Origin of the sequence: Actinomadura fibrosa, assembly GCF_900659615.1 — a bacterium.
GTDB classification, from domain to species: Bacteria; Actinomycetota; Actinomycetes; order Streptosporangiales; family Streptosporangiaceae; genus Spirillospora; species Spirillospora fibrosa.
This window is the reverse complement of the sequence record NZ_CAACUY010000258.1, coordinates 1-11,600: the sequence shown is the minus strand read 5'-3', so window position 1 is coordinate 11,600 and position 11,600 is coordinate 1. Positions and strand designations below refer to the sequence as shown.

Sequence of the window (11,600 nt, the reverse complement as noted above, 5' to 3'; positions counted from 1 at the left end):
ACCCGCGCCGCCGGCGCCGCCGCGCGAGCAGGACGGCCGCGGCGCCCGCCGACGCGGCGAGCCAGCCCGCGAGCAGCGCGGTGGTCGGCGGGTCGAACAGGAGGGCGAGATGGTAGGCGAGGGTCCACGCGGCGAACAGCAGGACGGCGGCGTCGCCGCCGCGGTCCAGCAGGCATGTCGCCCGCGCGGTGCCCGCCGAGTCGCGGTTCCCCCTGTGCTCGGAACGATCCGATACCTGGACCATCCGGTTCCCCCCGTGCGCGCGAGTGCCGCCGTCGTCCTCTGCCGGCGGGGGAGACCGAGAGTCCGGAGGCGCGGTGTCGTCGTACGTTTCCGTCATGTACGGCATGCGTTCTTGTCATGTTCGACGCCCGTGCCGGTACCGGAGTTGACGCCGCCGCCAAAGTTATCGATCTTGGTTCGGCGGCTCGTGCCCGAAGATCGCCTTCCGGCCCCACAAGTCCCGATTCACTGCGGCGCGGCGGACGCGCGTGTTCTGATGGACCGGTACGGGAACCCCGCGCCCGCGGCGGGCGCGTCGATGGGATGTGATGCGCGGTGCGCCATGCGTTCGGCTTCGTCCTCGGCGTCGTGCTCACCCCCGCGCTCGTCTACGGCGCGGCGTGGGGCTACGTCCAGGCCGGCCAGTCCTTCGACGGCACCGGCCAGCAGATCACCGACCGCACCCGCATCTACGGCGCGTTCGCCCTGCTCGCGGCCGTGGGCCTGGTGATGGGCGTGATCATCGTGGCGCGCTGGGCGTCCCCGCTGGTCTCGCTCGTCCCCGCGCTGGCGCTGCTCGGGTTCTCCGCCTGCTTCCTCGCCGACCCCGGCCGCGTCCTCGACCTGCCCGGCAGGGTCCCGCCGTCCGGCGACATGGACTTCGGGCTCCGCATGCTGCTCGGCTCGGGCGTCTACGCGATGATGGGGTTCGCGCTGCTGATGCCGACCTGGGCGCCGCGCCGCTGGGGCTCCGGCCGCGACGACGAGGCCGCCGAACGGGAGTACTACTCCACCGTGGACCGCTGATCCACCGCTGAGCGCGGGCGCGGCAGGCCCGGCCCCGAGTACGCGTGGTCGCCCCGGTACAGCCCGGCGAGCACCTCCTCGATGCCCGCCTCCCGCAGCGCGATGTCGCGGACCTCGTGCCGGGCCGCGAGCTCCGCGACCACGGCCGCCGCGTTCGCCCCGCGCGGCAGCCGCAGCCACTGCCGCGGCCCCTCGGACCGCTCGGCCTCGATCCGCTCGGGCCCGCCGTCCCCGAGGACGATCGGCGGGCCCGGCCGGGCCAGCTCCACCACCAGCACCCGGTCGGCGTCCACGGTCCGGCGGAGCTCGTCGAGGCCGCCGTCGTAGGCGAGCCGGCCGTGGTCGACGATGAGGACCCGGCGGCACAGCCGCTCGATGTCGCCGAGGTCGTGCGTGGTCAGCAGGATCGTCGTGCCGCGCTCGGCGTTGATCCGCTCCAGGAAGTCGCGCACGGTCGCCTTGCTCACCACGTCCAGCCCGATTGTCGGCTCGTCCAGCACGAGCAGCTCCGGGTCGTGCAGCAGCGCCGCCGCGAGGTCGCCGCGCATCCGCTGGCCGAGGCTGAGCTGCCGCACCGGCGTGCCGAGGAACGGCTCCAGCTCCAGCAGCGCGGTCAGCTCGGCGAGCCGGGCCCGGTGCGCCTCCCGCTCGACGCCGTAGAGCCGGCGGACGAGCGCGAGGCTGTCGCGCAGCGGCAGGTCCCACCAGAGCGTCGTCCGCTGCCCGAACACCACCCCGAGCCGCCGGGCCAGCGCCGTGCGCCGCCGCGACGGGTCGAGGCCGCACACCCGCAGCGACCCGGACGTCGCCGTGAGGATCCCGGTCAGCATCTTGATCGTGGTGGACTTGCCCGCCCCGTTCGGGCCGAGGTAGCCGACGAACTCGCCCGGCTCGACGGTGAACGACACGCCGTCCACCGCGCGGAGCGGCGTCCGGGACCGCCGGAGGCCCCGCCGGCGGCCGCGGACGGGGAAGGACTTGACGACGCCGGCGGCCTCGATCATCGGCACCGCTCCCGGCTCCCTGTCGATCGGCTCCCTGTCGGTCGGAATCCTGTCGATCGGTCCTCAGCTCCCCGTGGATCGGTAGTGCCGCAGCCCCGCCCGCCACGCCGCCGCGGCCGCCGCGCACACCGCGGCGGCGACGGCGGGCGAGGCGAACCGCGCCGCGCCGGGCAGCCCGAGCGGGTCGGGCCGGTCCAGCACGTACAGCGCGGGCTGCCAGTTGACGAACGCGAGCGGCACCACGAAGGTCACCGCGCGGACGAAGTCGCGGGCGAACATGGTCATCGGATACTGGGTCAGGAACGCGCCCCCGTAGGTGAGCGACTTGGTCGCGCCGTGGCTGTCGACGAGGACGAACTGCACGGCGCCCGTCAGCACCCAGATCCCCCCGAAGATCGCGGCCCCCGACACCACCATGAGCGCGACCATCGCGGCGCGTCCCGGCGTCCACGGCACGTCCAGCCGCGGCAGCGCGAGCGCGAGCACCCCCACCGCGGGCACCAGCTTGCCGAACCGCCGCGGCGTGAACTCCTCCGCGGCGACCTGGACGAGCGGGCTCACCGGCCGCACGAGCATCGCGTCCAGGGTGCCCAGCCGCACGTGCTGCCCGAGCCGCTCGGTCGTGCCGAGCAGGATGTCGGAGACCGCGAACGACAGCGCGGACGTCCCGTACAGGAACAGCACCTCGGCGACCTCGAACCCGGCGATGCGCGGGGCGCGCGTGAACAGCAGCCCGATCGCCGCCGCGTCGAGGGCGCCGACGGCGCCCGTCGCGAGCGCGAGCAGCACCATCGACGCCGGGTAGCGCGCCGCCGCGCGCGTCCACGTCCACGCCAGGAGCGCGTACGCGCCCAGGGGGCCGGGGGATCGGCGCGGCACCGCCCCGGCCGCCGCCGAGCCCGCCGTCCCGGCCGCCGCCTCAGCCACCGTGGATCACCAGCCTCCGGCGGACCGCCCGGGTCAGCAGCCAGCCCGCGGCGAGCAGCGCCGCCGCCCACGCGGCCTGGAACGCGAGCGCGGCCGGCAGGTCCGCCCCGGTGCGCCTGCCGAGGAACACGTCCGCGGGCACCTGGATCTGCGCCGCCCACGGCAGCGCCCGCGCGAGCGCGCCGAGCCGGCCGGGGAGGACGACCAGCGGGAGGATCATCCCGGAGAGGAACAGCGACATGACGAGGGTCACCGCGTTGAGGCCGCGGTCGTCGTGCAGCCAGAACGTGCCGAGCGCGACGACGTAGCGCAGGCCGAAGCCGACGAGGGCGCCGAGCAGCACGGCGGCGGCGAACGCGGCCGTCCCGGCGGGGCCCGGCCAGCGGAACGGGAAGGCGAGCGCCCCGGCGAGCAGCGGCGGGCCGCCGCGCAGCGCCAGCGAGCCGGCCGCGCGGCCGAGGTCGTCGGCGAGCCACCAGCCCTGGAGCCCGACCGGGCGGTGCAGGTCGATCGCCACGTCGCCGCTGCGGATCCGCTCGGTGAGCTCCATCCCGCCGAAGATCTGGAGCGGCCCGATCAGCGCCTGCGTCAGGAAGCAGAACGTGACGGCGTCGGTCGCGTCGTAGCCGCCGAGCGCGGGCCGCTCGTGCCAGAGGGCGATGAGGACGTACGCGCGCATGAAGCCGAACGCGGTGTTGGTGAGGGCCTCCGCGAGCGAGCCGATCGGGTACGCGGTGTGACGGCGGAAGCCGTACCACCAGACCCACGGAAGAGCGCTCACCGGTCGCAAGCCTAGGGCGGGCGGCGGGCGGGGACCACGTACTTTCGCACAGTCCCGGCGCCGCGCGCCCGCCCGGTGAAGCGTGCCGCCCGCTCACGCGGGAGCCCACCCGGCGCTCAGGCCGAGGGCATCAGCCCTCCGGGAGCGCCGGCTTGGTCGGCGAGTACAGCCAGTCCTTGAAGAACTGGGTGAGGTCCTGGCCGGAGATCCGCTGCGCCAGGGCGGTGAACTGCTCGGTGGTCGCGTTGCCGTGCCGGTGCTGGGCGGCCCACGTGCGGAGCAGCGTGAAGAACTTCTCGTCCCCGATCTTCTCGCGGAGGAACTGGAGCGCCATGCCGCCGCCGCTGTAGACGCGCTGGTTGAACATCGTGTCGCGCTGCGGGTTCGCGGTCACGATCGACCAGAACGGGTTGCCCGCCGGGTCGGGGAAGGCGCGCGAGTTGTAGGTGAGGCGGGCCTGGTCGTGGACGGTGCGGACGCCGTGCTTCTCGTTCCACCACCACTGCGCCCACGTCGCGAAGCTCTCGTTGAGCCAGATGTCCTGCCAGCGGGCCACCGAGACGCTGTCGCCGAACCACTGGTGCGCCAGCTCGTGCGCGATCGTGGCGGTGTTGCGGACGGCCGAGTACACCGGCTTGCTCTGGGTCTCCAGGGAGAAGCCGAGCGGCTGGCCGTTGTACTGCGCGTCGTCGGCGATCGCGCCGGTGGTCTCGAACGGGTACGGGCCGAAGGTGTCGTTCCAGAGGTCGGTGGCCTCGCTGGTCGTGTCGAAGAAGAACTGGACCGCGTTCGGCTGGGCGGCGATGAGCGCCGGGTCGACGGCGGTGTAGTTGCGCAGGCCGCCGGGCGTCCGGCCGACCCTGGTCTCCCACTTGCCGATGTCGATCGTCGCGAGGTAGCTCGCCATCGGGCTGCTCTCGCGCCACCTGAACACGCTGGCCTGGGTGCCGCCGCGGCGGCGGCTGAACGAGGCGACGGTGTTCTGCGTGCCGGTCAGCAGGCCGTTGGCGACGACGGTCAGGCCCTTCGGCACCGCGATCCGGTAGTCGTAGGTCGCCTTGTCGCTCGGGTGGTCGTTCACCGGGAACCAGGTGGAGGAGCCGTTGGGCTCGCCGCCGACGAACGCGCCGTCCGGCGTGTGCAGGAACCCGTAGGGGGAGCCGAACACGATGGGGGAGCCCACGATGGTCTGCGGGACGCCGCCGTAGGTGATGGACGCCGTGAACGTCGAGCCCTTCCGCAGGCCCTTGCGCGGCGTGATGATCAGTTCCTGGCCCTTGCGCGTGTACTTGGCCTTGGCCTTGTTCACCCTGACCTGCTCGACGTCCATGCCCGAGAGGTCCAGGTCGAAGCTCGACAGGTTCTGCGTGGCCCGCGCGGTGAGCGTGACCGTCCCGTCGAGCTGGTCGAAGTCGGGGTCGTAGCGGAGGTCCAGCGAGTAGTGCCGGGCGTCGTACCCGCCGTTGCCCTCCAGCGGGAAGTAGGCGTCGCCGACACCGGGAGCGCCGGGGGTGTAGCGCTCGCGGGCATCGGCGGTGGCCGGCGCGAGCGCGATCACGCTCACTGCTGCGACGGCGATCGGGAGCGTCCGGCCGGGGGTGGCCCGGAACGCGGTGAGCCTGGGGTGGCGCGGCGCCATCTGAGGATCCTCTCCCTTGAGTGATCACAAGCGTGCTCACACTGCCCGGAAAGGTGGGAGATGTCGATACCTGTGCCGAAACTGGCCGAAGTGGCACGCGCCAGAAGGCCCCCGCGGGTGTAGGAGCGCGGGGGCCTTCGGCGGACGGAGGGGCTCAACCCAGGGACGAGCCCGTCACCTCTAGTGGAACCGGCCTCTAGTGGAACTGGCCCTCTTCCGTGGAGCCCTTCAGCGCCGTGGTGGACGAGTCGGGCGCGATCGCGGTGCTGACCAGGTCGAAGTAGCCGGTTCCGGCCTCGCGCTGGTGCTTGACCGCGGTGAAGCCCTTCTCGGCCGCCGCGAACTCGCGCTCCTGGAGGTCGACGTAGGCCGTCATGCCCTCGCGGGCGTAGCCGTGGGCCAGGTCGAACATGCCGTAGTTGAGCGCGTGGAAGCCCGCCAGGGTGATGAACTGGAACTTGAAGCCCATGTGGCCGAGCTCGCGCTGGAACTTCGCGATGGTCGCGTCGTCCAGGTGCTTCTTCCAGTTGAAGGACGGCGAGCAGTTGTAGGCGAGCATCTGGTCCGGGTACTCGGCTTTGACCGCCTCGGCGAACTTGCGGGCCTGCTCCAGGTCCGGCGTGCCGGTCTCCATCCAGATGAGGTCGGAGTACGGCGCGTAGGCCTTGGCGCGGGCGATGCAGGGCTCGATGCCGTTGCGGACCCGGTAGAAGCCCTCGGCGGTGCGCTCGCCCGTGATGAACTCGCGGTCGCGCTCGTCCACGTCCGTCGTGATCAGGGTCGCGGCCTCGGCGTCGGTCCGCGCGATGATCAGGGACGGCACGTTGGAGATGTCCGCGGCGAGGCGGGCGGTGTTCAGCGTCTTGATGTGCTGCGAGGTCGGGATGAGGACCTTGCCGCCGAGGTGGCCGCACTTCTTCTCGGAGGCCAGCTGGTCCTCCCAGTGCACGCCCGCGGCGCCCGCGGCGATCATGCCCTTCATCAGCTCGAAGGCGTTCAGCACGCCGCCGAAGCCCGCCTCGGCGTCGGCCACGATCGGCGCGAGGAAGTGCGTGTCGCCCTCGCCCTCGGCCCACTGGACCTGGTCGGCGCGCAGCAGCGCGTTGTTGATGCGCCGCACGACGGCCGGCACCGAGTTCGCCGGGTAGATGCTCTGGTCGGGGTAGGTCTGGCCCGCCAGGTTGGCGTCGGCCGCGACCTGCCAGCCCGACAGGTAGATGGCCTTGAGGCCGGCCTTGACCTGCTGGACGGCCTGGAGTCCGGTCAGCGCGCCGAGGGAGTGGACGTAGTCCTCCTCCTGCAGCAGCTTCCACAGGCGCTCGGCGCCGAGGCGCGCGAGGGTGTGCTCCTCCTGGACCGAACCGCGGATCCGGACGACGTCCTCCGCGGTGTAGGTCCGCTCGATGCCCTTCCAGCGGTCATCGGTGTCCCACTGCCGCTGCAGCTCCTCGGCTGCGCCCTTGAGGCGACTTTCGCTCATTGCCTTGCCCTTCCGTGTCGTCCCCTGGGTGCTTGACCTCGACTATGCCCCGACCGCAACCCCCAAATGAACTCGTGAGTAACAGAAGAACAGCGAAATTTCCGCTACCATGAAGCCGTGACGACCTTGCGGCCAGAAGAACCCCTCAACTTGACGAGTGACGTGGATCTCGTCACGTTCGGCCAGCGGCTGCGCCACCTCCGGCGCAACCGCGGCATGACGCTGTCGGACCTCGGGGAGCGCGTCGGCCGCGCGCCGTCCCAGCTCTCGCTGCTGGAGAACGGCCGCCGCGAGCCGAAGCTCTCGCTGCTCCAGGCCCTCGCCACCGCCCTGGAGTGCCCGGTCGAGGAGCTGCTGCGCCGCCAGCCGCCGAGCCGCCGCGCCCAGCTGGAGATCCAGCTGGAGGAGGCGCAGCGCGACCCGCTGTACCGGACGCTCGGCCTGTCCCACCTCAAGGTCGGCAAGCGCATGCCGAACGAGGTGATCGAGCACATCCTGGCGCTGTACGGCGAGCTGAAGCGCAGCCGCACCAAGCCCACCGCGAGCCCGGAGGAGGCCCGCAAGGCCAACGCCGAGCTGCGCCGCTCGATGCACGAGCGCGGCAACCACTTCCCGGAGATCGAGACGGTCGCCGCCCAGACCCTCGACGCCGTCGGCTACCGGGGCGGCGCGGTGTCCCAGGGAATGCTGATGACCCTGGTCGGCCACTTCGGGTTCAGCCTCCAGTACGTCCAGGACCTGCCGCGCTCCGTCCGGTCGATCACCGACCTGCGCAACCGGCGGATCTACCTGGAGCGCGAGCAGCTCGGCATGCACACGCCGCGCACGATCCTCCTGCAGACCCTCGGGCACATCGCGCTGGACCACGACCAGCCCCGCGACTTCGCCGACTTCCTGCGCCAGCGCGTCGAGGCGAACTACTTCGGCGCCGCGATCCTCATGCCGGAGCGCAGCGTCGTCCCGTTCCTCCAGGAGGCCAAGGCCGCGCGCGAGCTGTCCGTGGAGGACCTGGCCGACGTCTTCTCCGTCTCCTACGAGATGGCGGCCCACCGCTTCACCAACGTCGCCACCCACCACCTCGGCCTCCAGCTCCACTTCACCAAGAACGACGAGAACGGGACCATCTACAAGGCCTACGCCAACGACGGCCTCGCCTTCCCCCAGGACGAGGCGGGCGCGATCGAGGGCCAGCGGATGTGCCGCCAGTGGGCCGGCCGCCACGTGTTCGGCGCCGAGGACCGCTTCTCGGTCTACTACCAGTACACCGACACCCCCAACGGCACGTACTGGTGCCTGTCGCACATCGACCCCAGCCACGAGCGCGACTTCGCGATCACGCTGGGCGTCCGGTTCGAGGACTCGCGCTGGTTCCGCGGCCGGGAGACGACCCGGCGGGTCAAGTCGGCCTGCCCGGACGGCGAGTGCTGCCAGCGCCCCCCGAAGGCGCTGTCGGACCGGTGGGAGGGCATGGCCTGGCCGTCGGCGCGGGCGCACTCGCACGTGCTGTCGGTCCTGCCGCCCGGCGCCTTCCCCGGCGTGGACGAGGCGGACGTCTACGCCTTCCTGGACAAGCACGCCGCCGAGTGACCGATGTGTTGTGCGCTTGTTAACTCTTTGGGTCGGCTGACCGTGGCCCGTGCCAACGGTGAATGATCGGGGCCGATCTGGCGTTTCCTTGGAGGAGGACGCCCTGGTCCCGGGGACGGTCCGCACGGGAGGGAGAGCGCGTGCTGCCTGAGGTCGAGTCGTGGTTGCGCCGCCGTACGAGCGCGGCGGAGGACTGGCCCCCGCACGTCCTGCTGGCCGCCAAGGGATCCACGAGGATCAGCGTCGTGCTGCCCGCGCGCGACGAGGAGGCGACGGTCGGCGCGATCGTGGCCGCCGTCCGCACCGATCTCGTCGAGCGGATCCCGCTCGTCGACGAGATCGTCGTGGTCGACTCCCGGTCGGCCGACCGGACCGCCGCCGTGGCCGCCGCCGCGGGCGCCGAGGTCGTCGCCCAGGACGCCGTCCTGCCGGAGCACGGGCGCATGTCCGGCAAGGGCGAGGCGCTGTGGAAGTCGCTCGCGGCGACGTCCGGCGACCTGATCGTGTTCGTGGACGCCGACCTGCGCGGCTTCTCCTCGTCCTACGTCACCGGCCTGCTCGGGCCGCTGCTGACCGACCCGTCCGTCGGATACGTGAAGGGCTGCTACGACCGGCCGCTGATCGACGGGGACCGGCGCGTCGAGGGCGGCGGCGGCCGGGTGACCGAGCTGGTCGCCCGCCCGCTGATCAACCTGCACTGGCCGCTGCTCGCGGGCGTGATGCAGCCCCTCGGCGGCGAGTACGCGGGCCGCCGGGCGCTGCTGGAGCGGCTCCCGTTCGTCACCGGCTACGGCGTCGAGCTGGGCCTGCTGCTGGACGTCTACCAGGACGCGGGGCTCGACGCGATCGCCCAGGTGGACCTCGGCCGCCGGGTGCACTCGCACCAGTCCACCGAGGCGCTCGGGGCCATGTCCGGCCAGATCATGCTGACCGCGTGGTCGCGACTGGAGCGGCACGGGCGGATGATCCCGCTCGGCGCGCCGGCCACCGCCCTCACCCAGTTCCGCCGGCTCGCGGACGGGCACGACGCCCGGACCAGCGACGTCGCGGTGGGCGAGCGCCCGCCCATGATCGAGATCGCCGGCTACGCGTCCGCCCGCTCCTTCTCGCCCGGCCGCGGCTGACCCGCCGCCCGGCGCGGCGGCCTGTGACCCTGGCCACGGTGTTACCCGCGGTAACGCCCTTTGGTGCTACCGTTGGTAACAGGCGATATTGGAGAGAGGGTCTATTAATCATGACGAGCGCGGAGTCGACGCCGTTCTCGCTGGAGCCCAGCGAGGACGTTCGCGAGGTCCGGGAGTGGGTCCACGAGTTCGCCCGGGACGTCATCCGCCCCGCGGCGGAGGAGTGGGACGAGCGCGAGGAGACCCCCTGGCCGCTCATCCAGGAGGCGTCCAAGGTGGGCCTCTACTCGCTCGACTTCTTCGCCACCCAGTGGCTGGAGCCGAGCGGCCTCGGCATCCCGGTGGCGTTCGAGGAGCTGTTCTGGGGCGACGCCGGCATCGCCCTGTCGATCGTGGGCACCGGCCTCGCCGCCGCGTCCGTGGCCGCCGTGGGCACGCCCGAGCAGGTCACCGAGTGGGTGCCGCAGATGTTCGGCACCACCGACGACGTCAAGCTCGGCGCGTTCTGCGCCTCCGAGCCCGACGCGGGCAGCGACGTGGGCTCCATCCGCGCCCGCGCCGTGTTCGACGAGGCCAAGGACGAGTGGGTGCTGAACGGCACCAAGACGTGGGCGACCAACGGCGGCATCGCCGACGTCCACGTCGTGGTGGCCTCCGTCCACCCCGACCTCGGCAGCCGCGGCCAGGCGAGCTTCATCGTGCCGCCGGGGACGCCGGGGCTGAAGCAGGGCCAGAAGTTCAAGAAGCACGGCATCCGCGCCTCCCACACCGCCGAGGTCATCCTCGACAACGTCCGGATCCCGAGCCACCTGATCGTCGGCGGCAAGGAGAAGTTCGACGAGCGCATCGCCCGGGTCCGCGAGGGCAAGAGCGCCAAGGGCCAGGCCGCGATGAAGACCTTCGAGACCACCCGCCCGTCCGTCGGCGCGATGGCCCTCGGCGTCGGCCGCGCCGCCTACGACTACGCCCTCCAGTACGCGCAGGAGCGCGAGCAGTTCGGCAAGAAGATCGGCGACTTCCAGGCCATCGCGTTCAAGCTCGCCGACATGAAGTGCCAGCTCGACGCCGCCCGGCTGATGGTCTGGCGGGCCGCGTGGATGGCGCGCACCGGCAAGGACTTCGAGAACGCCGAGGGCTCGATGGCCAAGCTGATGGCGAGCGAGATGTCCGTGCGGGTCACCGAGGAGGCCATCCAGATCCTCGGCGGCAACGGCTACACCCGCGAGTACCCGGTGGAGCGCATGCACCGGGACGCCAAGATCTTCACGATCTTCGAGGGCACCAGCGAGATCCAGCGCCTGGTCATCGGCCGCACCGTCACCGGCCTGCCGGTCCGCTAGCGCGGGGATCCCGTCCTGGGGACGGGATCAGAGGATCGCGACGTCGTAGAGGATGCGCCGCATCGAGGGCTCCGGCAGGCCGGGGTTCCCGGCGGCGCTCCGCGCGGCGGCGGGATCGTCGAGCAGCTCCAGCAGCCGGGCGACGGGCAGCCGCGCGTCGCCCGCGGCGGCGGCCCGCACCCGCGGCTCGCCGTCGCGGCTGAGCCGCTCGACGACCTCGGCGGACGCGGCGGGGTCGCGGATCGCGAGCATCCGGGCGACCGGGTCCGGCGAGCCGGCCAGCCGGGCGAGGCCCGCGTGCGGGAAGTTCGGGTGGCCGAGCCGCTCGAACCGGGCCGGGTGCCGCGACTCCAGCGTGACGGCGAGCAGGAGCTCGCCGGGCGCGCCGGGATGGTGCTCGGCCAGCAGCGCGCGGACGGTGAAGTCGCCGTCCGCGGCGAGCAGCGTGACGAGATCCGCGGGGAGGTGCGGGCTGTGGGCGGCGAGGCGGCGCAGGCCGACGTGGGCGGACGTGGCGCACCGGCGCAGCAGCTCCGCGTCGCCCAGCCGGTCGCGGAACCAGGGCGGCGGGCGCGGCCGGTCCCGCGGCCCGATCCGGTAGTCGATCGCGGCGCGCTCGGCCTCGGTCAGCTCCGGCCGCAGCGACACCGCGAGGCGCACCTCGGCGGCCGGGTCGGCGGCGAGGACCG

11 protein-coding genes are annotated in these 11,600 nt (G+C 72.6%); 4 read left to right on the top strand and 7 right to left on the bottom strand.

All coding sequences use genetic code 11. The features are described 5' to 3' along the window. Positions 1-244: hypothetical protein (locus tag E1300_RS41625; protein ID WP_131762792.1), on the bottom strand; the 244-nt coding region annotated here is incomplete at its 3' end. A 314-nt stretch (positions 245-558) separates the two neighbouring features. Between E1300_RS41625 and E1300_RS41620 the strand changes: the two genes are divergently transcribed. Further along, the gene (locus tag E1300_RS41620) at positions 559-1,029 is read left to right on the top strand and encodes a hypothetical protein (RefSeq protein ID WP_131762791.1); all 471 of its coding nucleotides are present in this window, start codon (positions 559-561) and stop codon (positions 1,027-1,029) included. Here the strand turns inward: E1300_RS41620 and E1300_RS41615 are convergent. The 5 genes from E1300_RS41615 to aceA all read right to left on the bottom strand — a co-directional run bounded on the left by E1300_RS41615 (position 1,008) and on the right by aceA (position 6,860). After that, on the bottom strand, positions 1,008-2,033 hold the full coding sequence (locus tag E1300_RS41615) for an ABC transporter ATP-binding protein (protein WP_131762794.1): 1,026 nt from the start codon (positions 2,031-2,033) through the stop codon (positions 1,008-1,010). The two genes, E1300_RS41620 and E1300_RS41615, sit on opposite strands and share 22 nt — an antisense overlap. A gap of 63 nt (positions 2,034-2,096) precedes the next feature. Then, entirely contained in the window at positions 2,097-2,960 is an 864-nt protein-coding gene (locus tag E1300_RS41610; RefSeq protein ID WP_242619736.1) for an ABC transporter permease, read from the bottom strand. Then, complete coding sequence (locus E1300_RS41605; RefSeq protein WP_131762790.1) at positions 2,953-3,741, bottom strand: ABC transporter permease; 789 nt, start codon at positions 3,739-3,741, stop codon at positions 2,953-2,955. The genes E1300_RS41610 and E1300_RS41605 overlap by 8 nt, the downstream gene beginning before the upstream one ends. Positions 3,742-3,871: 130 nt before the next feature. Continuing rightward, positions 3,872-5,380 (bottom strand): M1 family metallopeptidase, encoded by a 1,509-nt coding sequence (locus tag E1300_RS41600; RefSeq protein ID WP_131762789.1) that lies wholly within the window; start codon positions 5,378-5,380, stop codon positions 3,872-3,874. A gap of 196 nt (positions 5,381-5,576) precedes the next feature. After that, on the bottom strand, positions 5,577-6,860 hold the full coding sequence (aceA, locus tag E1300_RS41595; RefSeq protein ID WP_131762788.1) for an isocitrate lyase: 1,284 nt from the start codon (positions 6,858-6,860) through the stop codon (positions 5,577-5,579). Between the two features lie 150 nt (positions 6,861-7,010). Between aceA and E1300_RS41590 the strand changes: the two genes are divergently transcribed. From E1300_RS41590 to E1300_RS41580, 3 genes are all read left to right on the top strand, one after another. Further along, the gene (locus E1300_RS41590) at positions 7,011-8,447 is read left to right on the top strand and encodes a helix-turn-helix domain-containing protein (RefSeq protein ID WP_131762787.1); all 1,437 of its coding nucleotides are present in this window, start codon (positions 7,011-7,013) and stop codon (positions 8,445-8,447) included. Positions 8,448-8,587: 140 nt separating this feature from the next. Then, positions 8,588-9,571, top strand: coding sequence for a glucosyl-3-phosphoglycerate synthase (locus tag E1300_RS41585; protein ID WP_207400261.1), 984 nt, complete (start codon positions 8,588-8,590; stop codon positions 9,569-9,571). A gap of 110 nt (positions 9,572-9,681) precedes the next feature. Next, a complete protein-coding gene (locus E1300_RS41580) occupies positions 9,682-10,911 on the top strand; it encodes an acyl-CoA dehydrogenase family protein (RefSeq protein ID WP_131762785.1) in 1,230 nt (409 codons plus the stop codon). Positions 10,912-10,938: 27 nt separating this feature from the next. Here E1300_RS41580 and E1300_RS50755 read toward each other — a convergent pair. Further along, on the bottom strand, positions 10,939-11,600 hold a 662-nt coding region (locus E1300_RS50755; RefSeq protein WP_207400260.1), incomplete at its 5' end, for a hypothetical protein.

Coding starts and splice junctions, on each gene's coding strand:
- E1300_RS41615 (WP_131762794.1), bottom strand. CDS start 2,033: ATGATCGAGGCCGCCGGCGTCGTCAAGTCCTTCCCCGTCCGCGGCCGC.
- E1300_RS41600 (WP_131762789.1), bottom strand. CDS start 5,380: ATGGCGCCGCGCCACCCCAGGCTCACCGCGTTCCGGGCCACCCCCGGC.
- aceA (WP_131762788.1), bottom strand. CDS start 6,860: ATGAGCGAAAGTCGCCTCAAGGGCGCAGCCGAGGAGCTGCAGCGGCAG.
- E1300_RS41580 (WP_131762785.1), top strand. CDS start 9,682: ATGACGAGCGCGGAGTCGACGCCGTTCTCGCTGGAGCCCAGCGAGGAC.